Source organism: Kribbella speibonae, assembly GCF_004331375.1.
Classification (GTDB): Bacteria; Actinomycetota; Actinomycetes; order Propionibacteriales; family Kribbellaceae; genus Kribbella; species Kribbella sindirgiensis.
In genome coordinates this window covers 904,717-926,854 of sequence record NZ_SJKC01000003.1, presented here as the reverse complement: position 1 = coordinate 926,854, position 22,138 = coordinate 904,717, and the positions used below count along the sequence as shown (strand labels likewise).

The 22,138-nt window shown below is 68.2% G+C and carries 25 protein-coding genes; 11 read left to right on the top strand and 14 right to left on the bottom strand.

All coding sequences use genetic code 11. The annotated features are described in order from the left end of the window. The first annotated feature begins 59 nt into the window (after positions 1-59). Complete coding sequence (locus tag E0H92_RS25765) at positions 60-1,034, top strand: aldo/keto reductase (protein WP_131497968.1); 975 nt, start codon at positions 60-62, stop codon at positions 1,032-1,034. Positions 1,035-1,134: 100 nt separating this feature from the next. Here the strand turns inward: E0H92_RS25765 and E0H92_RS25760 are convergent, their stop codons facing one another. Continuing rightward, entirely contained in the window at positions 1,135-2,163 is a 1,029-nt protein-coding gene (locus E0H92_RS25760) for a LacI family DNA-binding transcriptional regulator (protein WP_202873807.1), read from the bottom strand. A gap of 28 nt (positions 2,164-2,191) precedes the next feature. Here E0H92_RS25760 and E0H92_RS25755 point away from each other — a divergent pair, with 28 nt between their 5' ends. The 5 genes from E0H92_RS25755 to E0H92_RS25735 all read left to right on the top strand — a co-directional run bounded on the left by E0H92_RS25755 (position 2,192) and on the right by E0H92_RS25735 (position 7,622). Then, entirely contained in the window at positions 2,192-3,436 is a 1,245-nt protein-coding gene (locus E0H92_RS25755) for an ABC transporter substrate-binding protein (RefSeq protein ID WP_165549977.1), read from the top strand. Between the two features lie 98 nt (positions 3,437-3,534). Beyond that, positions 3,535-4,401 carry a carbohydrate ABC transporter permease gene (locus E0H92_RS25750; RefSeq protein WP_131460883.1) on the top strand — a complete coding sequence of 289 codons (867 nt, stop codon included), beginning with the start codon at positions 3,535-3,537 and terminating at the stop codon, positions 4,399-4,401. Next, positions 4,398-5,216, top strand: a complete 819-nt coding sequence (locus E0H92_RS25745) for a carbohydrate ABC transporter permease (RefSeq protein ID WP_202873806.1) — start codon at positions 4,398-4,400, stop codon at positions 5,214-5,216. The genes E0H92_RS25750 and E0H92_RS25745 overlap by 4 nt, the downstream gene beginning before the upstream one ends. Then, entirely contained in the window at positions 5,213-6,091 is an 879-nt protein-coding gene (locus E0H92_RS25740; RefSeq protein ID WP_131459714.1) for a glycoside hydrolase family protein, read from the top strand. The genes E0H92_RS25745 and E0H92_RS25740 overlap by 4 nt, the downstream gene beginning before the upstream one ends. A 16-nt stretch (positions 6,092-6,107) precedes the next feature. Further along, positions 6,108-7,622 (top strand): alpha-N-arabinofuranosidase, encoded by a 1,515-nt coding sequence (locus E0H92_RS25735; protein ID WP_131497966.1) that lies wholly within the window; start codon positions 6,108-6,110, stop codon positions 7,620-7,622. Here the strand turns inward: E0H92_RS25735 and E0H92_RS25730 are convergent. The 5 genes from E0H92_RS25730 to E0H92_RS25710 form a co-directional block, all read right to left on the bottom strand. Then, positions 7,606-8,421 (bottom strand): MerR family transcriptional regulator, encoded by an 816-nt coding sequence (locus E0H92_RS25730; protein WP_131497965.1) that lies wholly within the window; start codon positions 8,419-8,421, stop codon positions 7,606-7,608. The two genes, E0H92_RS25735 and E0H92_RS25730, sit on opposite strands and share 17 nt — an antisense overlap. Positions 8,422-8,528: 107 nt before the next feature. Further along, complete coding sequence (locus tag E0H92_RS25725) at positions 8,529-8,792, bottom strand: hypothetical protein (RefSeq protein ID WP_131293602.1); 264 nt, start codon at positions 8,790-8,792, stop codon at positions 8,529-8,531. A 203-nt stretch (positions 8,793-8,995) separates the two neighbouring features. Then, on the bottom strand, positions 8,996-10,000 hold the full coding sequence (locus E0H92_RS25720) for a zinc-dependent alcohol dehydrogenase family protein (RefSeq protein WP_238152472.1): 1,005 nt from the start codon (positions 9,998-10,000) through the stop codon (positions 8,996-8,998). 24 nt (positions 10,001-10,024) lie between these two features. Beyond that, positions 10,025-10,849, bottom strand: a complete 825-nt coding sequence (locus tag E0H92_RS25715) for an ABC transporter permease (RefSeq protein ID WP_131459717.1) — start codon at positions 10,847-10,849, stop codon at positions 10,025-10,027. Further along, entirely contained in the window at positions 10,846-11,694 is an 849-nt protein-coding gene (locus E0H92_RS25710) for an ABC transporter ATP-binding protein (RefSeq protein WP_131459718.1), read from the bottom strand. Before E0H92_RS25710 ends, E0H92_RS25715 begins: the two co-directional genes overlap by 4 nt. 154 nt (positions 11,695-11,848) lie before the next feature. Here E0H92_RS25710 and E0H92_RS45555 point away from each other — a divergent pair, with 154 nt between their 5' ends. Continuing rightward, positions 11,849-12,700 (top strand): GbsR/MarR family transcriptional regulator, encoded by an 852-nt coding sequence (locus tag E0H92_RS45555; protein ID WP_275670101.1) that lies wholly within the window; start codon positions 11,849-11,851, stop codon positions 12,698-12,700. Here E0H92_RS45555 and E0H92_RS25700 read toward each other — a convergent pair. Then, positions 12,644-13,750, bottom strand: a complete 1,107-nt coding sequence (locus E0H92_RS25700) for an NAD(P)/FAD-dependent oxidoreductase (RefSeq protein ID WP_238173589.1) — start codon at positions 13,748-13,750, stop codon at positions 12,644-12,646. The genes E0H92_RS45555 and E0H92_RS25700 overlap by 57 nt on opposite strands. Positions 13,751-13,876: 126 nt before the next feature. Between E0H92_RS25700 and E0H92_RS25695 the strand changes: the two genes are divergently transcribed. Beyond that, positions 13,877-15,328, top strand: a complete 1,452-nt coding sequence (locus E0H92_RS25695; protein WP_131497964.1) for an alpha/beta fold hydrolase — start codon at positions 13,877-13,879, stop codon at positions 15,326-15,328. Here the strand turns inward: E0H92_RS25695 and E0H92_RS25690 are convergent. Beyond that, positions 15,325-16,092: a hypothetical protein gene (locus E0H92_RS25690; protein WP_238152473.1), complete on the bottom strand. Its 768-nt coding sequence runs from the start codon at positions 16,090-16,092 to the stop codon at positions 15,325-15,327. The genes E0H92_RS25695 and E0H92_RS25690 overlap by 4 nt on opposite strands. A gap of 236 nt (positions 16,093-16,328) precedes the next feature. On the opposite strand from E0H92_RS25690, the gene E0H92_RS25685 reads away from it, so the two are divergent. Continuing rightward, a complete protein-coding gene (locus tag E0H92_RS25685; protein WP_131459721.1) occupies positions 16,329-16,688 on the top strand; it encodes a nuclear transport factor 2 family protein in 360 nt (119 codons plus the stop codon). Here the strand turns inward: E0H92_RS25685 and E0H92_RS25680 are convergent. Continuing rightward, positions 16,685-17,506 (bottom strand): SigB/SigF/SigG family RNA polymerase sigma factor, encoded by an 822-nt coding sequence (locus tag E0H92_RS25680; protein ID WP_131459722.1) that lies wholly within the window; start codon positions 17,504-17,506, stop codon positions 16,685-16,687. The two genes, E0H92_RS25685 and E0H92_RS25680, sit on opposite strands and share 4 nt — an antisense overlap. Before the next feature lie 272 nt (positions 17,507-17,778). Here E0H92_RS25680 and E0H92_RS25675 point away from each other — a divergent pair, with 272 nt between their 5' ends. Then, the gene (locus E0H92_RS25675; protein ID WP_131459723.1) at positions 17,779-18,012 is read left to right on the top strand and encodes a DUF397 domain-containing protein; all 234 of its coding nucleotides are present in this window, start codon (positions 17,779-17,781) and stop codon (positions 18,010-18,012) included. Positions 18,013-18,241: 229 nt separating this feature from the next. On the opposite strand, the gene E0H92_RS25670 is transcribed toward E0H92_RS25675, so the two are convergent. Both E0H92_RS25670 and E0H92_RS25665 read right to left on the bottom strand, forming a co-directional pair. After that, positions 18,242-18,460 (bottom strand): hypothetical protein, encoded by a 219-nt coding sequence (locus E0H92_RS25670; protein WP_238151293.1) that lies wholly within the window; start codon positions 18,458-18,460, stop codon positions 18,242-18,244. After that, entirely contained in the window at positions 18,457-18,651 is a 195-nt protein-coding gene (locus E0H92_RS25665; RefSeq protein WP_130381785.1) for a hypothetical protein, read from the bottom strand. The genes E0H92_RS25670 and E0H92_RS25665 overlap by 4 nt, the downstream gene beginning before the upstream one ends. A 446-nt stretch (positions 18,652-19,097) precedes the next feature. On the opposite strand from E0H92_RS25665, the gene E0H92_RS25660 reads away from it, so the two are divergent. Then, a complete protein-coding gene (locus E0H92_RS25660; RefSeq protein ID WP_131459724.1) occupies positions 19,098-19,970 on the top strand; it encodes a helix-turn-helix domain-containing protein in 873 nt (290 codons plus the stop codon). Between the two features lie 13 nt (positions 19,971-19,983). Here E0H92_RS25660 and E0H92_RS25655 read toward each other — a convergent pair whose 3' ends face one another. The 3 genes from E0H92_RS25655 to E0H92_RS25645 all read right to left on the bottom strand — a co-directional run bounded on the left by E0H92_RS25655 (position 19,984) and on the right by E0H92_RS25645 (position 22,113). Further along, positions 19,984-20,610 (bottom strand): DUF2461 domain-containing protein, encoded by a 627-nt coding sequence (locus E0H92_RS25655; RefSeq protein WP_131459725.1) that lies wholly within the window; start codon positions 20,608-20,610, stop codon positions 19,984-19,986. A gap of 74 nt (positions 20,611-20,684) precedes the next feature. After that, complete coding sequence (locus E0H92_RS25650; RefSeq protein ID WP_131497963.1) at positions 20,685-21,812, bottom strand: epoxide hydrolase family protein; 1,128 nt, start codon at positions 21,810-21,812, stop codon at positions 20,685-20,687. Positions 21,813-21,840: 28 nt separating this feature from the next. Further along, a complete protein-coding gene (locus E0H92_RS25645) occupies positions 21,841-22,113 on the bottom strand; it encodes a hypothetical protein (RefSeq protein WP_238173627.1) in 273 nt (90 codons plus the stop codon). Positions 22,114-22,138: the final 25 nt, after the last annotated feature.

Genomic DNA, 22,138 nt, shown 5'->3' with positions numbered 1-22,138 from the left:
TCAACTCCGCGCAGAAGATTCATTGGACGGATCACTCGCGGACTGGTTGGCTCGGCGGCATGGAGATGCGCACGTTGGGACGAGCAGGTATCGAGGTCAGCCCGGTCGGATTCGGGTGCTGGGCGATCGGAGGCCCGTTCAGCAACCCGGCCGGCGAACCGCTGGGCTGGGGTGTGGTCGACGACGAGGAATCGGTGCGGGCGATCCGCCGGGCGGTCGAGCTCGGCGTGACCTTCTTCGACACCGCGGACGTGTACGGCGCCGGTCACAGCGAACGCGTGCTGGGCAAGGCACTCACCGGGATCCGCGACCAGGTGGTGATCGCCACCAAGTGGGGCAATACCTTCGACGAGTCGACCCAGGTCATGCACCACCAGGACACGACGCCGGAGTACGTCCACAAGGCCGTACGGGCGTCGCTCGAGCGGCTCGGCACCGACTACCTGGATCTCTACCAGCTGCACTTCGACACCACCGACGAGATCGCGCTGCCGTTGCGCGAGGCCTGCGAGGAACTGGTCCGCGAGGGGCTGATCCGCAGCTACGCGTGGAGCACCGACACGGTGCACAGCGCCGAACTCTTCGCGCAGGGCGAGCACTGCGCCGCCGTCCAGCACGAGGCGAGCGTTCTGCACGACGCGCCGGAGTTCTTCGCGCTGTGCGAGCGCGAGAACCTGGCCAGCATCAACCGGACCCCACTCGGCATGGGCATCCTCGGCCGCCGGGACGCGAACAAGCCGGCGACCGGCGCGGACATCCGCACCCTGCCGCCGTCCTGGCTGCGGTATTTCGACGAGGGCGGCGTACCGGCACCGGAATGGTGGGAGAAGGTGTCCGCGATCCGCGACGTCCTGCAGAGCGACGGACGGACCCTCGCGCAGGGTGCCCTGGGCTGGCTGTGGGCGCGGAGCCCGAGGACGGTGCCGATCCCCGGCTTCCGGACCGTCACACAGGCCGAGGAGAACGCCCGCGCAATGGAGTTCGGCCCGCTGTCCGAGGAGCAGCTGACCAAGGTGGCCGACCTGCTGCGATGAACCGCACCCGACCCTGCGCGCCCCTTCCGTGGCGCGCAGGGTCTTGTCATGGCGAAGGTTTATCGATATACCTACGGCCATGCGCGGCAAGCTGGGCGATTCAGGCGGGTGGCTTCGTCGTGCCGCGCGCCACCACCTGGGCCGGTACGACGACCTCCTTCGGGTCGCCGGTCGGGCCGCCGGTGATCTGCGCGGTCAGCAGCTCCGTGATCCGGTCGGCCATCTCGTCGTGCCCGGGGTTGACCGAGGTCAGCGACGGAACCAGGTACGCCGCCTCGTCGATGTCGTCGAAGCCGACCACCTGGATGTCGTCGGGCACCCGCAGCCCGGCGTCGGCGAGGGCCCGCAACACGCCCATCGCCACCACGTCCGTGAGCGCGAACACCGCGTCGAACGCGATCCCGCGGTCGAGCAGCGACCGAATCGCGTCGTACCCGTCCTGGAGTCCGAAGCTGGAGCGGACGTTCAGCGCCGGATCGACCGGTACGGCAGCCTCGGCGTGCGCGATCGCGTAGCCCTCCGCACGCAGCCCTGGCATGTTCGCCGAACCGGTGGGGTCACCCCCGATCATGGCGACCCGGCGCGCGCCGGTGCCCAACAGGTACGCGGTCGCCTGGCGGGCACCGTCCACGTTGTCCATCATCACGTGGTCGAAGCGCGACGGCAGCGCCCGCTCCCCGATCATCACCACCGGCGCGTCGGTGCGCAGCTGGTTCAGCTCGGACGGGTCGAGGTCGACCACGCTGAGGATCAACCCGTCGTACATCCGCAGCCGGGAGAACGCGACCGCGTCCAGCTCCCCCTCCCGGCCGCCGCCGGTGCGCTCCATCACGATCCGCAGGCCGTGCGCCTCGAACCGGTCGGCGAGGCGGCCGGCCAGCTGCGCGAAGTACGGGCGCTCCAGCTCCGGAACGGCGAGACCGACCACACCGGTCCGGCCGGCGCGGAGGTGCCGGGCGGCCAGATTCACCTGGTAACCCAGCTCGCTGATCGTCGCCAGCACCCGCTCTCTGGTCGCGGCACCGACCCGCGGCCGCCCGTTGATCACGTTCGACACGGTCATCGTGGACACCCCCGCGGACCGCGCCACATCGGCCATCGTCACCACGGATCCGGCCTTCTGCTTCATGTCCCCCACCTTACGTAAGGAGTCTGCGATGAGACTGCGCCGCACAGTAGCCGCTCTGGCCGCCGTCGCGCTCGCCCTCCCGCTGGCCGCCTGTGGCGGTACGCCGGGCAGCGGCGGCAAGAGCGACGGGAAGCTGACGTTCTTCTCCTGGGACGGTCAGGACACCATGAAACCGGTGATCGACAAGTTCCAGCAGGAGAACCCCGGGATCAAGATCGAGTTCTCCAACGCACCGCCGGTCGCGGAGTACATCTCGACGCTGCAGTCCCGGATCCTGTCCGGTACGGCGGCCGACGTGTTCGCGATCGCCGCCGAGAACAAGACCAACCTGATCAACGGCAAGCATGTCGTCGACCTGAAGGACAAGCCGTTCCTCAAGAACGTGCCGAAGTTCAACCAGACCACGTACGGCGGTCCGGACGGTGCGGTGTACGGCCTGTCGGTCGCATCCTGGGGCGCCGGAGTCCTGTACAACAAGGACCTGCTGGCGAAGGTCGGTGCCACCGGGATCCCGAAGACGTGGGACGAGTTCCTTGCCCTGTGCCACAAGCTGAAGGACGCCGGTGTCACGCCGTACCTGGAGTCCGTCCAGGGGATGTCGACCCCGCTGGCCGCGTTCCTCGGCGCCCAGAGTGCCGCGGACGGCGACGCGATGGACACCAAGATCTTCGACGGCAGCGCGAAGTTCAAGGACTACTGGGTCGAGCCCCTGAAGCAGTGGTCGCGGCTGTGGACCGAGGGCCTGGTGACCCCGGCCGTCGTCGGCCTGACCGGTGACCAGGTGCGCACCGAGTTCGCCAAGGGCAAGGTCGCGATGATGATCGCCGGACCGTGGGACATCCCGGGGGTCCGCAAGGCCGCGCCGAAGCTCCAGCTCGAGATGGCGCCGATCCCGGGTATCGAGGGCCGCCCGGCGTACCTGGCCGGTGCCGCCAGCCCCGGTTACGCGATCAACGCGAAGGCGAAGAACCCGGAGGCGGCGGAGAAGTTCCTCGCGTTCCTGGACACGCCGGAGGCGATGGCGCTGTACCAGAAGGCGACCGGTGCGATCACCGTCACCACGGACTTCGAGCCGACCCTCGACCCGGCGCTGCAGCCGATCGTGAAGGACGTCCGGGCCGGCAACATCTACCTGCCGCAGATCGCCTGGAAGCGCGCCGAGGACATCCTCAACGTCGAGGCGACCGCGCAACTGCAGCTGCTGGTCCAGGGCAAGGCGACTCCCGAGCAGGTCGCGAACGCCCTCGACACCAAGCTCGCGAGTACGTCGTGACGACTCGCCAACTCGCTCCGGCCGGGACCACCTCTCCGGTCCCGGCCGGAACCGCACGATCCGGACCCGACCGCCCAGGCTGGGCACGGGTTCGTGAGGTGTCCGCGAACCAGCTCTTCCTGGTGCCCGTGGCCCTGGTGTTCGTGGTGCTCCTGGTGGTGCCGCTGACCCAGACGTTCTACTGGAGCTTCACCGACTTCACCGGCTACTCGGCCGACGTGAAATTCGTTGGGCTGTCCAACTACCACAAGGTGCTGACCGACCCGTCGATGCTGGCCGGGCTCGGATTCACGCTGGCGTTCACGATCGGTACGGCGGTGCTCATCACGGCCTGCGCGATCCCGCTGGCCGTCGTTCTGAACAAGAAGTTCTTCGCGCGGAACTTCGTCCGGTCGGTGTTCTTCTTCCCGGCCATCCCGAGTATCGCGATCCTCGGCCTGGTCTGGGGCTACATCCTGTCCCCGCTCGGCTCCGGTGTGCTGAACTCGGTGCTGGACAGCGTGTTCCACGCCGGGCCGTACCCGTGGCTGTCGGACGCGACGCTGGCGCGGCTGTCGGTGATCGTGGTCGCGGTCTGGGGCGGCGCCGGGTGGCACGCGATGCTGTACCTCGCGTACCTGCAGTCGATTCCGGCCGACTACTACGAGGTGGCGACGATCGACGGCGCGTCGGCGCGGCAGCAGTTCTTCCACATCACGTTGCCGTTGCTCACGCCGGCGATCGTGATCAGCAACTTCCTGCTGATGACCGGTGGGCTGAAGGTGTTCGACCTGCCGTTCACGTTGACGAAGGGCGGCCCGGGGTACTCGACGTACACGATCACGCAGTCGATCATCACCAGCGGGGTCGCGCAGGGCCGCTACGGCCTCGCCTCGGCGCTGGCCGTGCTCTTCACGTTCGCGGTGGCCCTGGTCGCGGTCGCCCAGCTGTGGGTGTCCCGCCGGATCGAACGGAGAGTGCTGTGAAACAACGCCGATCACCGATCACGAGTGTCGTGATGATCGCGCTGGCCGCGCTGGTCGGCGTACCGCTGTACTACATCGTGGTCAACACGGTGAAGACGCAGCAGGAGATGACCGCGTCCCCACTGGCGCTGCCGAAGCAGCTGTTCCTGGACAACTACCAGCGGATCTTCGAGACGGTGCCGCTCGGACAGAGTTTCCTGAACACGCTGGTGGTGACGATCGCCGCGCTGCTGGTCCAGCTGTTCGTCGGGTCGACCGCGGCGTACGCGATGGCCATGCGGGCGAGCCGGTTCAACCGGATCTTCGGTGCCTTGCTGCTGCTCGGGTTCATCGTGCCGGGACAGTCGACGCTGATCCCGCTGTACCGGATGCTGGTCGGCGCGGAACTGGTGGACACGCTGCGCGGGCTGGTGGTGATCTACTCCGGCGGGGCGATCTTCTGCTACTTCCTGATCCAGGCCTACATCAGCCGGCTGCCGTTCGAGATCATCGAGGCAGCGCGGATCGACGGCGCCGGGCCGTTCCAGATCTACTGGCGGATCGTGCTGCCGCTGATCCGGCCGATCCTGGTGACGGTCGGCATCTTCCAGACGATGGGGATCTGGAACGACTTCATCACCCCCAACGTGTTCCTCAGCTCACCCGAGAAGTCCACGCTGGTGTTGCAGGTGTACCGGTCCGTGGGCGAGTTCTCGACCGACTGGCCGGCCTTCATGACAATGAGTGTGCTGGTGCTGGTACCGATGGTGGTCTTCTTCGTCCTCACCCAACGGCACATCGTCAGCGGCCTGCTGGCGGGGAGCGTCAAGTCATGACAGTGCTCTACACCGACCCGGTGCACCTCGCGCCGACCGATCCCGCGCTGATCGCCGGGCCGGACGGATCGTGGTGGATGTTCTACACCCAGCGCCGGGCGCACGAACCGGCCGGCGGAGTCACCTGGGTCCACGGCACCGACATCGGCGTCGCGCGCTCCTTGGACGGCGGCCGGAGCTGGCAGTACGACGGCGTCGTCGCGGGCCTCGATCCACATCCGGGACGGAATACGCTCTGGGCGCCGGAGATCGTCCGGGCCGGCGATCGGTACCACATGTTCACCAGCTACATCCCCGGCGTACCCGACCGCTGGGAGGGACACCCACGGACGATCCTGCACCATTCGTCGGCCGACCTGGTCGAATGGCAGTACGACGGGGTGCTGCCGCTGTCGTCGGACCGGGTGATCGACGCGTGCGCGTTCGAGCTGCCCCGTGGCGGGTGGCGGCTCTGGTACAAGGACGAGGCCGCCGGGTCGACGACCTGGTCGGTGGACTCGCCCGATCTCGTGTCCTGGTCGGAGCCGGTGCAGGTGATCGACGGTGCGCCGCACGAAGGCCCGAACGTGTTCCGGCTCGATGGGTTCTACTGGATGATCACCGACGAATGGCGTGGCCTGGCGGTCCATCGCTCCACCGACCTGACCACCTGGGAGCCGGCCGGCCACATCCTCGACGAACGCCCGTACGGTCATCACGCGGACGTGGTGACCTGCCGGGACCCGGACGGGAACGCGGTCGGGTGGATCTTCTACTTCACCCACCGAACGGACCGGCTCACCGACGTGCACGTCGCCGTACTGCGGGCGTCCGGCAACCGACTTGTCTGCGACCGGGACGCACCGGTCGCACTCGACTTACGCCAAACTATCTGAGGAGAATTCCTTGACCATGGCATCTACCGCTCGGGTCGCGATCGATCTCGACGTTCCGGGACCGACGATCAGCCGGCACCTGTACGGCCACTTCGCCGAGCATCTCGGGCGGTGCATCTACGGCGGGTTCTACGTCGGCGAGGACTCGCCGATCCCGAACGAAGGCGGGATCCGGCTGGACGTCGTCGAGGCGTTGCGAGCGCTGGACATCCCGAACCTCCGCTGGCCGGGCGGGTGTTTCGCGGACGAGTACCACTGGAAGGACGGGATCGGCCCCAAGGCGGACCGGCCGTCGATGGTGAACACGCACTGGGGCAACGTCGAGGAGAACAACCACTTCGGCACCCACGAGTTCATGGCGTTGTGCGAGCTGCTGGGCGCCGCGCCGTACGTGAACGGGAACGTCGGCAGCGGGACCGTGCGGGAGATGAGCGAGTGGGTCGAGTACCTGACCCGCGACGGCGACAGCCCGATGGTGCGGCAACGCAAGGCCAACGGGCGCGACGAACCGTGGCAGGTCCCGTTCTGGGGGATCGGCAACGAGGCCTGGGGCTGCGGCGGGAACCTGCGGGCCGAGGCGTACGCCGATCTGGCGCGGCAGTACGCCACGTTCCTCAAGGACCACGGCGACAACAAGCTGTACCGGATCGCGGCCGGCGCCTCGGACGACGACCTGAACTGGACCGAGGCGTTGCTGAAGTCGATCAGCTGCCTGGGCTGCGGACGCGACCCGAAGAACCTCTACCAGGCGATCTCGTTCCACTACTACACGGTCGCGGGGACGTGGGAGAACAAGGGCAGCGCGACCGAGTTCAGCCTGGACGACTACTACCGGACGTTGTCGAAGGCGCAGGACGTCGAGCGGGTCGTCCGCGCGCACTCGGCGCTGATGGACGCCTACGACCCGGAACGCAAGATCGGTCTCGTGCTGGACGAGTGGGGCACCTGGTGGGATGTGGAGCCGGGGACCAATCCCGGGTTCCTGTACCAGCAGAACGCGATGCGCGACGCGCTCGTCGCGAGCCTGCACTTCGATGTGTTCCACCGGCACGCGGAGCGGCTGGTGATGGCGAACATCGCGCAGACCGTCAACGTGCTGCAGGCGATGCTGCTCACCGACGACGAGGGCGGGCTCGTGCGGACGCCGACGTACCACGTCTTCGAGATGAACAAGGGGCATCAGGACGCGACGTCGGTGCCGGCGCACGTGATCGAGGGCACGACCTACGATCTCGACGGCAAGGCGATGGACCTGGTGTCGGCGTCGGCCTCGGTGAAGGACGGGCGGGCACTGGTGTCGCTCAGCAACCTCGATCCGGACGCGGCGCTGGACGTCGTCCTGGATCTGCGGGGCGCGTCGTCGCGGGAGTCGTCGGGACGGTTGCTGACGGCATCGAAACCGCAGGCGTACAACACGGTGACGGATCCGGACGCGGTGGCTCCGGTCCCGCTCGTAGTGGAACCGGAGCCGCGCGGCCTCCGCGTGACCCTTCCGCCACACTCCTTCGCGACGGTCAGCTTGGTTTTGTGACCGCGATCTGGAACTCGTGCACCCAGTTCGCCGGGTTGTCCGGGTCGAACTGCACGGTGACCTCCCGCGCGTACCCCTGGCTGCGATAGCCGTTGTCCTCGATCCACCGGGCCAGCGTCTGCATGCTGCGGTCAGCCTCCATCATGTCGCCCTGATGGACGATGGTGGCGGCGTTCAGTGCGGGGAGTTCGGTGATGTCGACGTCCGCCGCCGTACCTGTTTCGACGGGTACGGCGGCGTGGACGCGGATCGTCTCGTTCTCGGCGTCCTCGTAGTACGCGACCGGTGAACCGCACGGGTGCAGACCGGCCGCGCCGAGGCGTTCGAAGAGCTGCCCGAACAGCGGCTGCAGCACCGGGCCGATGTCCGCACCGTCGTAACTCGGTGAGATCGCGGACAGTTCGGCGACCCGGGTCGGGGCGATGTTCTTCAGGACGACGTCGTCGGTGGGCATGTGACCTTCCCTCTCGATGAGTCGGAGCCTCGCCTCGACGCTCGTCAGCCGCGCGGCACTGCGGGCCAGCTCGTCCTCGAGCTGGGCCTGCCGCAACCGCAGCATGCCGCGCAGCTCTTCGGCGGACAGCTTGGCGTCGACGATCTGGGCGACCTGCTGCAGGCTGAACCCGAGGTCCTTGAGCGCGACGATCCGGTTCAGCCGGCTGAACTGGTCCGCCGAGTAGAACCGGTAGCCGGTCGCCGCGTCGACCACGGCCGGGCGGAGCAGCCCGAGCGCGTCGTAATGCCGCAGCATCCGCGCCGACACCTGTCCGAACGCCGCGAAGTCTCCGATGGTGAACATCCACCCACCTTCCGGCTTGACACAGTGTCAAGGTCAAGCCCCACTTTGAGCACCCACCAACCATTATCCGGCGCGAAGAACGGTTGGTAGGGACCCAAAGTCGGGTGTCAGGAGGTGACGCGGGTACGGCGGTCGCGGACCGCGGCGACCGAGAGCGCGCTGACCACGAGGGCGACCCCGCCGGCGCCGAAGCCGGTGACCAGCGTGCCGCGGGTGCTCAGCCGGGCGTCGCACTGCATCGGCGTGATGCCCTTGTCGGGCTGGAAGATCGAGCCGCAGCTGTCCCCGCCGGCGTGGACCGGCCGGACGGCGAGCACCACCCCGACGATCAGCAGGACCGCTCCTACCGCGCCGAGGATCCTGCTCAGCACCGGCCGTCCTCTCGGATCTGGGCGCGCACGTCAGCCGGGACCGACCACGATTGGCGGGTCAGATCCGACATACGCACCCTCAGCTCCCTGGCAGCTCGGTAAGATTTGATCAAATCTAACGCAGCTAGCGGTCCGCCCCGAAGTCGGCAGGGCCAACCGGTGGAATCTTCACCCAGTTCTAACGCTGCTCAGGGCTGATCGGTTCAGCTGCCTAGGACGGCGACCAGGGACCCGCTGGCGCGGCCGTGCGCGACGTCGGAGAGGGCACGGTCGACCGCGCCGAACGGCACGACCGTCGTGTGCGCGGCGACTGGCAGCCGGGCGACCAGGCCGAACAACTCCTCACCGTCGCGCCGGGTATTGGAGGTCACGCTGCGGAGATCACGCTCGTGGAAGAGATGCCGCTCGTAGTTCAGCACCGGTACGTCGGACAGGTAGATGCCGGCGACCGCCACAGTTCCACCGGGCTTGAGCGCTTCCAGCGCGGCCGGGACCACGTCGCCGGCTGGGGCGAACACGATCGCCGAATCCAGCGGCACCGGCGGCCGATCCCCCACGAACGCAGCGCCCAACTCACGGGCGAGGGCTTGGTTCCGCTCGCCACGGGTTACCACGAACAGCTCGGCGCCTTGAGCCAGAGCGAGCTGCGCGGTGAGGTGGGCGCTCGATCCGAAGCCGTAGATGCCGAGCCGGCCGCCGGGCGGCAGGTTCGCGCGGAGCAGGGAGCGGTACCCGATGATCCCGGCGCACAACCACGGCGCGAGCTCCGCCGCGGGACGATCCGTCGGCATGACGTAGGCATAGTCCTCCGGCACCACGGCGTACTCCGCGAAACCGCCGTCGGCGTCCCACCCGGTGTATGTCGAACGCGGGCACAGGTTCTCGGAACCCTGTCGGCAGAACTCGCAGACGCCGCACGTGCTGCGCAGCCAGGCGATCCCGACGCGGTCTCCGATCGCGAACCGTTCGGCGGCCGTGCCGCGCTCCACCACCTGGCCGACGGCCTGGTGCCCCGGGACGACGCCCGGGCGCTTCGGTGCCAGGTCGCCCTCGGTCAGATGCAGGTCGGTCCGGCAGATCCCGCACGCCTCGACCTTGACGAGTACTTCGCCGGCGCCCGGCTCCGGCACGGTACGGCGTACGCGCTGCAGCGGACCGTCGTCGACGGGTCCCGGATGATCCACTGCCCACGCGTGCATCTGCTCCATTGCTTCATCATGGCGACTGCTCCATCATGCGACGCGTTGGAGGGCCCGTTCGCGGCGCTCGGCGACCTTGGAGCCGGACTCCCGCCGTGCCATGCGCCGCAGCACGACGGGCGCTAGGAGCAAACCGGCGACGGCCCAGATCCCGAGGACGGCTGCCGTCTCCAGATGGCGCCAGGACTCGCCGACCTCGACCACGACCGCCTCGCCGGGAAGCAGAGCGGACCGCATCCCGAGGCCCATCCAGTAGACCGGCGTGAGCTGGCCGATCCCTTCGAGCCAGCCGGGCAGCGCGGTAATCGGGTAGAAGATGCCGGAGACCGCGATCAAGGCGAGCATCGGCAACTGGATCAGACCCTGGGACCGGGCCGTGGTGAAGACCGAGCCGAGAACCGCCCCGATCGGCAACGTCGCGACCAGGCCGAGCAGCAGGACCCAGACCAGGGTGAACCAGTGCGCCGATCCGAGCGCGAGCCCGTCGACGAGGAGCAGCCCCGGGATCAGGAGGATCGCGAGATCGACCAGCAGCCCGCCCGCGACCGACACCACCTTGCCGATCAGATAGCTGACCATGCCGTTCGGAACGGCCTTGGCGCGCAGCAGGGTGCCGTCCTCGCGGTCGGCGGTGAGTTGCTGGCTCATGCTGACCATGCCCATCGCGGCGTTCATCCCGAGGATGCTCGGCAGAGCGAGCGCGCCGAGCAGGAAACCGGTGGAGCCGAAGTCGCGATCCCGGAGGAAGAAGAGCGCGGCCAGCATCAGTACCGGCCAGAGGAAGTGGCTGAACAGCTCGGGACCGTTGGTGAAGGACTGCCGCAACTCGATCAGCCCACGCTGCCATCCTGTTTTCATGCCTGCTCCCTGACCAGCGTGAGGTAGGTGTCTTCGAGCGAGGCCCGACGGACTTCGAGTTCGCGCACAGCGTCGCCGTACGTCGCGAAGAGCTCGCGGACGAACGCGGTGGAGTCGGCGGTCGACTTTCGGAACGCCTGCCCGTCGACGGACCAACGGACCTCGTCCTCCCCCGCGATCAGCTCGGTGAGCTGCGCCGTACTGCCGGCGGCGATGATGCGGCCCGCGGCGAGGACGAGGATGCGGTGCGCGAGTTTGCTCGCCTCGTCGAGGTCGTGGGTGGTCAGCAGGATCGTCGTCCCCTGCTCGGCCGCCAGCCCGCGCACCAGCTCGTGGAACTCCGAGCGCGCCTCGGGATCGAACCCGGTGGTGGGCTCGTCGAGGAACAGTACGTCGGGGCGGCCAACGATCCCGATCGCGACGTCGAGCCGCCGGCGCTGGCCACCGGAGAGGGTCTTGATCTTCTGCCCGGCGGACGGGGTGAGGCCGACGGCATCGAGCAGTTCGCCGGACGGCCAGGCGGGTCTGTACGGCGTGTAGTACGAGCCGAGATGGTGCAGGAGCTCGCCGACGCGCCAGTTGCCGTGGTCGCGCCACGACTGCAGCACGATGCCGACCCGCGACCGCCACCGCTCGTCGCCCGCGGCCGGGTCGACGCCGAGCACCTCGACCCGCCCCGCCGAGCGGAGCCGGAAACCTTCGAGGATCTCGATCGTCGTACTCTTCCCGGCGCCGTTCGGACCTAGCAGTGCTAGCACTTCGCCGGGGCGCGCGTCGAACGTCACGTCATGCAGGACCTCGCGGTCGCCGTACCGCATCCGCAGGCCGTCCACTGTCAGAACCATGCCGTGGAAACTACGTTGCGTTCACTGGATCGGCAATCAACCGCCTGGGTCGCGAGCTCGTGAAACCTCATAAAACATGGCATTCTGTGCAATGGGATTGCGAGAGAACGCAACTCGTTGCAATGAGCTGACAGTGAATGCGCGGAGGTTGCCGATGCCCGGAGGCAGGCTGAGTCACCAGGACCGGCTCGAGATCGCGGCCGGGTTGGCGGACGGGCTCGGGTACGCCGAGATCGCGCGGCAACTGGACCGTCCGACGTCGACGGTGAGCCGGGAGATCGCCCGCAACGGCGGCCCCACCGGGTATCGGGCCGACCACGCCCACTACGCCACCGCCTCTCGCGCCCGCCGCCGACGCTCCACCCCGACCCCCGCGGACGGCTGGGCCGACGAGTGGACGGGCGCGGCGCGGCGTGCGTATGTCGAACGGTTCGCGACGATGATGGTCGACGGCGGGCTGCCGCGGATGGCATCGCGGGTCCTGGCTTTGCTCTACACATCCGACACCCGCACGTTGACGGCAGCCGACCTCGTCCGCACCTTGCGGGTCAGCCCGGCGTCGATCTCGAAGGCGATCGGCTATCTCGAGCGCGTCGGCATGGTCTTCCGCGAACCCGATCCGGTACGCCGGATGCAGCACTACGTCATCGCCGAGGACGTCTGGCTGAAGGCGTGGGAGATCAGCGCCCGCACGAACCACAACTGGGCGGAAACCGCGGCCGAGGGCGTCGACCTCGTCGGTCGCGACACCCCCGCGGGCGAACGACTCACACAGATGGCGGAGTTCTTCGAACGACTCAGTGAAGACATGTCCGGCGGCGCCGGCTTCCAGGACTGCCTAGCAGTGCTAGCAGTCGCATGGGAACCAGATCGCGCCGCAGAGCTTGCCGCCCAGCTCGGTTGGCCGATCGAGCGTGTCACCGACGCCGTCGGCTACGCGATCAAGGCGTCAGCGCAAGAGAGTGCGGAGCAGCCGACGCGTCAGGCCGCCGTCCGCGAGGCCTAGCTCGACGAGGTCGTCGAACACGCGCTGATCGGCAGCCGCCGCGCGGATGCCGCCGTCGAGGATCCGGTCCGATCGGCTCAGCTGAGCGACGAGCGCGGTGTCGCGAAGATGCCTGGCGAGGAGACGAGTCGTCCGGCGACGGTACGGCGTACCGGCGTCCGAGGTGCCCGCACGAAGCGCGTCCGCGATCGCTCGGCCGGCGAGGAGCCCGGTCGCGACCGCGTAATAGATGCCTTCGCCGGTCATCGGATTGATCAGGCCGGCCGCGTCACCGGCGAGCAGCACCGGCCCGCTGCGCGGCCGCCACGACCAGCCGGCGAGCGGCAGATGGTGGCCCCACCACGACTCGCCGCCCTCGGTCGCCCCCGGGAGCAGCGCCTCGAGGCGGTTCAGCAACTCGGTCCGCGTCGGGCGGGTGCCGGCGAGCAGCTCGCCGTACCCGACGTTCGACCAGCCGTCGCCGCGGTCGAACGACCATGCGTACGACGGTTGCCGGCCGGGCCCGTACGCGATCACCTGACTCGCCGCGCGCGCGGCCGGGGTCGGCGCGTACCCACGGATCGCCAGCGCGACCGGACCGGGCTTCAGGCCGAGTTCCCGCCGTACGACGGAATGCGCGCCATCGGCGCCGACCACGAAGCGCGCGTCCAGCTCCTCGTCCACGGTGACGGACCGGCTCTGGATCGCGAGTCCGCGAATCCGTCGGCGGACGAACTGCGCGCCCGCCGTTCGCGCGGCCTCGACCAGGCGCTCGTCGAAGACGGCTCGCGGGACCACCCAGGTCGGCCGGGACATCTGCCGGTCCACGCCGACGTCACCGCGGTTGAGCACGAACCGCCGTACCGGGGTCCAGTCGTCGAGGATCCCGGTCACGCCGACGCCGGCGAGCAGGTCCAGGACGTGCGGGGCGATCCCGTCACCACAGGCCTTGTCGCGCGGGAACTCGTGCCGGTCGAGCAGCAACACCGACAGGCTCGGATCCGCCGCCAACGCACCGATCGCGGCCGACGCTCCCGCCGGTCCGGCTCCGACAACAATGACATCCCACACAGGCGCCTCCCCGGGCCACAGTCTTGCAGCTCTAGGTAGCGTCCGCGCGACCCTCGGCCGGTCCTCGAGTGCACTGTGCGGCGGCGTCACGATCTCTAGCGTCAGGAGTGACTTCGAGGAGGATCGATGAAACTGCTTCTGGTACTGGCGCTCCTGGGCGCGCCCGTTCCCACGCTGCCGGAGGACCCGCGGATCGAGTGGCACCACTGTCAGCTGAACGCCGCCGACGCCGAAGGGGCCGCGCTCGACGAGGCCGGTGCCGAGTGCGGTGAGCTGAAGGTGCCGCTCGACTACGGGCGGCCGAACGGCCCGCAGATCACCATCGCGCTGTCGCGGTTGCCGGCGACCGGCGACCGGATCGGCACGATGGTGCTGAACGACGGCGGCCCGGGCGGTCCCGGCCTGAGCATGCCGCTGCGGCTGCGGACGGCGATGAAGGCGGCGGGGACGCGGTACGACCTAATCGGGATGGATCCGCGGTTCGTGGGTCGCAGTACGCCGATCGACTGCAAGCTCCCGTTCGCGGGCTGGCCGTGGGCGGGCGGCGCCGACCGGTCGTCCTTCGCGCGGGCCGATCGGCAGGTCGCGGACGTCGCGGCACGGTGCGGCGCCCACGCGGGCGGTTATCTGCCGTACGTCAACACGCGGAACACTGCGCGGGACATCGACCGGGTGCGGATCGCGGTGGGCGAGCAGAAGATCTCGTACCTGGGGTACTCGTACGGGACCTATCTCGGATCGGTGTACCTGCAGATGTTCCCGGGACGGACCGACCGCGTGGTCCTCGACGGTCCGATGGACCCCGAGCGGTACAGCGCGCGGCTGCTGCGGACGGTCGGGCCGGCGAACGAGGCCGCGTTGCGCGCGTGGACGTCGTGGGCGGCGGCGCGCGATGCGACGTACCACCTGGGGTCGACGCCGGCGCGGGTGATGGCTTCGGTGGATCGGATCCTGCGCATCGCGGCGACGAAGGGTTTGCGGGTCGGGACGTACCAGCTCGACGACGGATCGGTGCCGCTGGTGTTGTTCGGTCCGCTCGCCGATGATCGGGACGCGGCGCGGGCGACGTACGCCGGGATCGTGCGGACGCTGCTCGACGCGACGTCCGGGCCGGTGGAACCGGGGCCTGACCTCGGTGGGTTTCTGGAGGGGTTGCTGACGCCGGCGTCGTCGCAACTGGCCAGTGCGCAGATCGCGATCCTCTGCGGCGACCGCGCTGTGCCGCGCGATCGGCAGGTGTACTGGCGGGACATTCAGACGCATCGACGGGCCGAACCGCATTTCGCGTCACTCACCCGGATGATCTCGCCGTGTGCGTACTGGCCGGTGCAGCCGCAGGAGCCTCCGACATGGATCGCCACCTCGGAGCGGGCGTTGATCGTGGCCGCCGACGGCGACCCGCGGAGCATCTACGCGTACGCGACTGCCCTCCAGAAGCACCTGCCCAACGCCCGGATGCTGACCCTGAAGAACGCCCGCAAACACGGCATCTTCGGCGAGTACGGCAGCGACTGCGTCGACAACACAGTCATCAGCTACCTGATCACTGATCGGCTGCCGGCCGACAAGACCTGCTAGGTCCCGGGGCGGCGGCCGGGTTTGTTCGGGCGGCGGGCGGTGGTACGGCGGGGGCGGGGGGTGTGAGGCGTGACTGGGCCGGAAGGGGTGACCGGGCGGGCCTCGTCCAGGTCGACGACCTTGGGGGGTGGTGGGACGAAGACCGGGATGGTGTCCTCCTCGTCGACAACCGGCGCGGGAGGTGGCGGCGGCGCGGCGGGTGGGGCCGGCCTGGCTCGCGCGGCCGACTCCTTACTCACGCGGGGCTGGACCTTCGTGACCGCGGGCGCGGCGAGTGGGTCGCGCGGGGGACGACGGTGCGGGAGGCGGGTGCTCAGCTCGATGCCGAGCGCATCGATCAGTTTGCGGCAGGCAACGATCGCGACGGCGACCGCGAGCACAGTGCAGCCGGCGAACAGCACCGACTGGCCGCCGGAGGCCCAGTTCGACGGATCGGTGCGGACCATCGCGGCGATCATCGCGACGACGATCGCGTTGGTGATGCCGAGGGCAACGGCCAGACCGACCGTCCGGAGCAGGACGCCTCGCTCGAGCCCGACGTCGTCGGCCGCCGCGACCAGCCCGGCGATCAATCCGGCGAGCACGGGCACTGTATAGACAAGTGCGAGTGTGAGCCCCGGGCTCGCGACGAGATAGAAGACGTCGAACACCAGCGCCGTACCGGTCAGCGCGGCAGCGAAGCACACCACCATCGGCGGATACGCGCGCAGCACCGCGACCGCGTCCGCGGGCACGGTCTTGAACATCCGCAAGGCCAACAGCAACGACTCATCCCCTCGTCCTCCCCCCATTGTGCAGCCCCACCACCACCCTCAGTGAGCTCCCCCAACAGCGAGTCGCAGATCACCACCCCGCTCCCCGCATTTGCCTGGCCCACCCAGCAATTTGCCTGGCCCACCCAGCAAGTTGGGGGTTCCTGACCCTGAATGCGGGTCAGGAACCCCTCATTTGGTGGGTCAGCCAGTCAAATGCGGGAGAGGGCGGGGGCTAGGGTCCAGGCGTGGATGACGAGGTGCGGGTTGCGGTTGAGGCGGAGTTGCGGTTGTTGTTGCCGGAGGTGCGGGGGTCGGCGGAGGTCGACGTACTGCTGGATCCGGCGTTCGTCGAGGTCGGGGCGTCGGGACGGCGGTGGGACCGGAAGGCGATCGTGGCCGCGTTGGCGTCCGGGGAGATCACCGACGCGGAGCCGATCGAGGCGACCGAGGTCGCCGGCGTTCGGCTGGCCGACGACCTCGTGCACGTCACCTACGTGTCCCGGCGTACAGGCGGTACGCCGGTCCGCCGCAGTTCGATCTGGCGACGGACCGACGGCGCCTGGCGTCTCTACTACCACCAAGGCACACCAACGACTGACGACTAAGCAGCCGTCTGCTCCGGCGCCAGCTTCTCGCGCAGATCGATCAGGATCCGGCGCAGGACCCGTGAGACCTGCATCTGGCTGACGCCGATGTCGTCGCCGATCTCGGACTGCGTCCAGCCCTCGACGAAGCGCAGTTGCAGGATGCGGCGGTCCCGGTCACCGAGGTCGGCGAGCACCGGCTCCAGCATCTCGACCGTCTCCAGCTGATCGATGCTCGCATCGTCGTCATCGGCAACGACATCCGCGAGCGTCAGTTCCGCGTCCGCCTCGGCGGGACGATCCAGCGACAGGACGTTGAAGCAGCCGCGCGCCGCGAGCGCCTGCTCGACCTCGGTCACCTCGACCTCGAGATGGTCGGCCAGTTCGGCCGGTGTGGGTTCGCGGTTCAGCTGCTGCTCCAGTTCCGGCAGTTTGGTGGCGATCGTTCCTTGCATCTCCTGGAGCCGGCGCGGGATCCGGACCGTCCAGGCGCAGTCGCGGAAGTACCGCTTCACCTCGCCGCGGATGGTTGGGATCGCGAACCCGATGAACGGGGTGTCCGCCTCCAACCGGTAGTGGTGGGCTGCCTTCACCAGCCCTAGGTACGCGACCTGTTCCAGGTCGTCGGCCTCGGCTCCGCGCCCGCGGAAACGGCGCGCGATGCCCTTGGCCATTTCCAGGTTGAGTTCGACGACCTGTTCGAGAAGTTCCTGCCGCTCTTCGGCGGCGGTGCTGGCGGCCCGGCGTTCCATCAGTTCCCGGGTGGCTGCTTCGCGGGCGGCCCGGTCTGTCGGGGCTCCGCTGCGGGAGAAATCCCGCTCGATGATGCTCGTAACCATTGGTATGACCTCGCGACTGTCTCGTCACGGCGTGGCACTTCGCTGAACCACGGTCATGCCTGCAAGAGAAGTCGTACCCCACCTCGCCGGAAGTCATGCACGAAGCCCGAAATCGTCACCGATGGCGACCGAAAACCGTGAGCCAACGCTCGTTTGACCGCATCAAGATCACAGGACGTAAGGGAGCGGACACATGGGCCAAAAGTGTGTACGATGCAGATGCAAGGCCAAATGCACGTGCATATGCCAAGGACGTACGGAAGGTGCAGCTGATGACTGCGATCTACAACGGCATGCCCGGCGACTCGAACAGCGAGCTGATCTGGCGCAAGAGCCAGCGCAGCGGCCCCAACGGCAACTGCGTCGAGGTAGCGAAGCTGCCCGACGGCGGTGTGGCGGTCCGCAACTCGCGCTTCACCGAGGGACCGGCGCTGGTGTTCACAAAGGCAGAGATCGAGGCGTTCCTCGGCGGCGTTCAGGACGGCGAGTTCGGCTACCTGATCTGAGCAACAACCAGCAACACCGGGCAACTCAGAAGCAAAGGGCCCCTTCGCCAGGCGAGTGACGAAGGGGCCCTTTCTTGTGCCCGAAGACATCGGTACGACGCCCCGGCGGGCGACCTCGTACGATCGCCGGCCGAAGCACTGGCGTGCGATGGTCCGGCGTACGCAAAAACGCCAGGACCGACCCTCCGGAGAGAGCCGGTCCTGGCGTTGCCCGAGGGGCGGGTACGGACTACTGGACGGTGAGCGGCCAGAGCTGTTCGCTCGGCAGCTCGGAAGCCTTCCCGGTCGCCGCATTGTCAACGGTGATTCGCAATCCGGTGAACTTCGGCGTCATCACCCGCTGGTACCGCGACGCGCGGTCGGGCTCGGCGACGTACTCGGCGATCAGGTGGTCGCCCAGCCAGATCCGCACCATCTTCCGTCCTCCTGTTGCTCTGTCGGTGGTCATGGAGCCAGGCTCACGATCGGGTCGCCGTCGAGTTGGCGGACGCCGCGCAACCAGCCCTCGAAGGCCCAACGCTGTTGCTCGGGGCAACGCGCGACCAGGTCCTGGATCTCCCGCTCCGTCAGCTCCTCGGGCGCGCGGCCGCCGGCCATCGCGGCGGTCTGCTCCACAACCTCACTGTCGTCGTCGTTCATCGACTCGGGTTCCCCAACCAGTCATGCCAACGGGGGGCCATTGGCGCTCTGTAGGACCGGCCTGCCGGATCACGCGATGTCACTTTTCGCGAGAACCAGCTCACCTTCTGTGCATGAATCAATCATGGCGTTGGCACGCGACGAATGCAAGCGCCCGATGCACGTGCATCCGCACGTTTTCCATTTCGAGACCAGATCGGGCCATTTTCCGCCTGTTCGAGCCTGGATCGACCCCGGCGAACGGTGTTCGACCGCCGATCGGCACGCTAGTATGTACTGACAAATCCGGTCGACCTTCGATCGGCTAGTCTTACGCTCCGTGATCGCCGATCCGGATTCGCCGTTCTTTTGTAAGAACTCCGGCAGATCACCGCTCGGGCATGCGATGATGTGCACCTGCGGATGAGGTTGCCGATGAAGACCGCTGGGGCCGCTGGGAGGTGGGTGTGACCGAGTCGGGCGCGCAGAGCGGGCCGACCGCGCTGCGCATCATTCTCGGCGGGCACCTTCGCCGGATGCGGGTGGCAGCAGGGATCAGCAGATCCGACGCGGGGTGGGAGATCCGGTCGTCGGAGTCCAAGGTCAGCAGGATGGAACTCGGCCGCGTCGGCCTCAAGGAGCGCGACGTCCGTGACCTACTGACTCTCTACGGCGTCGACGACGAGGAAGAGCGCCAGCGCCTCCTCGCCCTGACCCGCGAGGCGAACAACCCCGGCTGGTGGCACCGGTACGGCGACGTACTGCCGAGCTGGTTCCACTCTTATCTGGACCTCGAGGCCGCGGCACAGCTGATCCGTGTCTACGAGCTGCAATTCGTCCCCGGTCTGCTGCAGACCCCCGACTACATCCGCGCCGTCATCCAGCTGGGCCGCGGGCTGATCCCGGCCGAGGAGGTCGAGCGCCGCGTCGCGCTGCGGACGAGTCGGCAGGGCGTCCTGACCCGCCCGGAGCCGGTCCGGATCTGGGCTGTCGTCGACGAGGCAGTACTGCGCCGGCCGATCGGCGGCGTGAAGGCGATGATCCAGCAGCTCGACCACCTGATCGACGCCTCGCAGTACCCGAACGTCACGCTGCAGGTGATGCCGTTCAACGTCGGCGGCCACGCAGCCACCGGCGGCGCGTACAGCATCCTCCGTTTCCCGGAGCAGGACCTCCCGGACATGGTCTACATCGAGCACCTCAGCAGCGCCCTCTACCTCGACAAACTCGAGGACCTCGACCAGTACACGGCCACCATGGAAGCCCTCTGCGTCGCCGCCCCACCCCCGAACAAGACCCGCGACCTCCTCACCGACATCAAGAAGGACTTCGAGCGCTGACCGGCCGCACCTGTCAGGTGTTGTCGGTGAGCCATTGGATGAGGGGCTGGGTGGCTCGCCAGTCTGTTCGGATCTGGTTGGTGAGGGCTGGGGTGTGGATGACGGGTTCGAAGCCGTAGTTCTTGCTGACAGTCAGGGACTTGTGGCGGAGTAGGTCGATGCGCGGGTGGTCGGGGTCGTAGCCTCGGGGGCTGGTTTTGAGTTTGTCGCCGCCTACGGTCCAGCCGGCCTTGACCAGTTTGGCGAGTAGCTTCTCGAGTTGTTTGCCGCGGCGGTCGTCGTCGATGGCGGTGCGGACGCGGGCCAGTCGCTCCGACGACGCCTCGTAGAAGCCGGCCGCGACCCGTACGCCGGGTGCGGACACCTGCACGTACCATCCGGTGGCGGGGGCGATGTCGATGAAGGCGCCCTGGTGGATCTTGTACGGCGTCTTGTCCTTGGCGAACCGCACGTCGCGGTACGGGCGGAACAACTTCGCCGTACCGAACTCCTCCTCGAGCTCCGCCAGCAGCGCGGCCATCGGCGCCCGGACCGACTCCTCGTAAACGTGCTTGTGCTCCGTCCAGAAGGTCTTGGTGTTGTCCATTTCGAGATCGTCGTAGAAGTCCAGCGCCGCAGCCGGAAACCCGGTAAAACTCATGCGGCAACGATAGTTCGCCCGGCAGATCGGACGGACACCCCCTGCGCGATCCAGGTCACCCGGTTAGCTCATCCTCAAGCCGTAAAAGACTCGAAGAAGGCTCGGATGTCCGCGGCCAGCACCTCGGGCTGTTCGAGTGCGGCGAAGTGACCGCCGTGCGGGTGGCTGGTCCAGCGGACGATGTTGTCGGTATGCGCGACCTTGTGCCGTAGCGGGATGAAGTTCTCGTGCGCGAGGTCGAGGAGTGCCGTCGGCGTCCGTGAAGGGTCGGCCGGCTGGCCCCAGTACGACGCGTGGGCGCGCTCGTAGTAGATCGCGCCGGACGATCCCGCGGTCCTCGTCAGCCAGTACAGCATGACGTTGGTGAGCAGCAGATCCCGATCGATCGGTGACGCCGGATCGGACCAGGTCGCGAACTTCTCCGCGATCCACGCCAGCTGCCCGACCGGCGAGTCGGTCAGCGCGTAGGCCAGCGTCTGCGGGCGGGTCGACTGCAGGTCGGCGTACCCCTGCTGCTCGGTCGCGAACTGCTGCTGCCGGTGCCACGACGCCCAGGTCCGCTCGCGCTCCCCGGCGTCCAGCGGCGCGAGTTCCTCGAAGGTCGGCTCGGACGTCGCGCCCGCGCCGGGGATCAGGTTGAGATGTACGCCGATCACGCGCTCGGGATCGATCCGCCCGACCTCGCGAGAGATCGCCGAACCCCAGTCACCGCCCTGTACGCCGTACCGCTCGTACCCGAGCCGCGTGATCAGCTCGGTCCACGCGCGCGCGACACGCTTGAACTCCCACCCGGGTTCGCTGGTCGGGCCGGACAGCGTGAAGCCTGGGATGGTCGGGACAATCAGATGGAAGTCGTTCAGCAACGGGGCGACGAAGGTGAACTCGACGATCGAACCCGGCCAGCCGTGCGTGAGAACGAGCGGGATCGCATCCGGCGACGACGAGCGCACGTGGGCGAAGTGGACGACCGCACCGTCGATGACGGTCGTGTACTGCGGCCACGCGTTCAGCCGCGCCTCGGCGGCCCGCCAGTCGTACCCGTCCCGCCAGTACCCGACCAGTTCCTTCACGTAGTCCAGCGGTACGCCGCGGGACCAGCCGGCACCTGGTAGCTCCGAGGGCCAACGCACCAGGTCCAGCCGCCGGCGCAGGTCGTCCAGCTCGCTCTCCGGCACATCCAGCCGGAATGGTTCGATCGTCACGGCGGCACTCTTACACAGGAGGTGCCGGTCAGGCGGAGACTTTCTCCTGGGTGCGGGTGCGGATGACCTTGATCGCGACGGCGGCGATCAGGCAGAGCGCGCCCGCGCTCATCAGGACGGTGGTCAACGTGCCGGCGCCGTTCAGGGCGTTGTCGCAGGCCATCGGCGTGATCCCGCCGGCCGGCTGGAACGCGGAACCGCAGTCGGTCCCGCTCTCCGAGACCGACCGGAACCCGAGCAATCCGCCGCCGATCAGCAGCACCAGCCCGGCCACGCCGAGAATCTTGTTCAACGAGATCACTGTCACGCCAGATCTGTTGGATACG

What these genes read in the sequence shown, in the direction of transcription:
- E0H92_RS25765 (WP_131497968.1), top strand. Translation starts at nt 60, where the DNA reads ATGGAGATGCGCACGTTGGGACGAGCAGGTATCGAGGTCAGCCCGGTC.
- E0H92_RS25760 (WP_202873807.1), bottom strand. Translation starts at nt 2,163, where the DNA reads ATGAAGCAGAAGGCCGGATCCGTGGTGACGATGGCCGATGTGGCGCGG.
- E0H92_RS25755 (WP_165549977.1), top strand. Translation starts at nt 2,192, where the DNA reads ATGAGACTGCGCCGCACAGTAGCCGCTCTGGCCGCCGTCGCGCTCGCC.
- E0H92_RS25740 (WP_131459714.1), top strand. Translation starts at nt 5,213, where the DNA reads ATGACAGTGCTCTACACCGACCCGGTGCACCTCGCGCCGACCGATCCC.
- E0H92_RS25735 (WP_131497966.1), top strand. Translation starts at nt 6,108, where the DNA reads ATGGCATCTACCGCTCGGGTCGCGATCGATCTCGACGTTCCGGGACCG.
- E0H92_RS25730 (WP_131497965.1), bottom strand. Translation starts at nt 8,421, where the DNA reads ATGTTCACCATCGGAGACTTCGCGGCGTTCGGACAGGTGTCGGCGCGG.
- E0H92_RS25720 (WP_238152472.1), bottom strand. Translation starts at nt 10,000, where the DNA reads ATGGAGCAGATGCACGCGTGGGCAGTGGATCATCCGGGACCCGTCGAC.
- E0H92_RS25715 (WP_131459717.1), bottom strand. Translation starts at nt 10,849, where the DNA reads ATGAAAACAGGATGGCAGCGTGGGCTGATCGAGTTGCGGCAGTCCTTC.
- E0H92_RS25710 (WP_131459718.1), bottom strand. Translation starts at nt 11,694, where the DNA reads ATGGTTCTGACAGTGGACGGCCTGCGGATGCGGTACGGCGACCGCGAG.
- E0H92_RS45555 (WP_275670101.1), top strand. Translation starts at nt 11,849, where the DNA reads ATGCCCGGAGGCAGGCTGAGTCACCAGGACCGGCTCGAGATCGCGGCC.
- E0H92_RS25695 (WP_131497964.1), top strand. Translation starts at nt 13,877, where the DNA reads ATGAAACTGCTTCTGGTACTGGCGCTCCTGGGCGCGCCCGTTCCCACG.
- E0H92_RS25680 (WP_131459722.1), bottom strand. Translation starts at nt 17,506, where the DNA reads ATGGTTACGAGCATCATCGAGCGGGATTTCTCCCGCAGCGGAGCCCCG.
- E0H92_RS25675 (WP_131459723.1), top strand. Translation starts at nt 17,779, where the DNA reads ATGACTGCGATCTACAACGGCATGCCCGGCGACTCGAACAGCGAGCTG.
- E0H92_RS25670 (WP_238151293.1), bottom strand. Translation starts at nt 18,460, where the DNA reads ATGACCACCGACAGAGCAACAGGAGGACGGAAGATGGTGCGGATCTGG.
- E0H92_RS25665 (WP_130381785.1), bottom strand. Translation starts at nt 18,651, where the DNA reads ATGAACGACGACGACAGTGAGGTTGTGGAGCAGACCGCCGCGATGGCC.
- E0H92_RS25655 (WP_131459725.1), bottom strand. Translation starts at nt 20,610, where the DNA reads ATGAGTTTTACCGGGTTTCCGGCTGCGGCGCTGGACTTCTACGACGAT.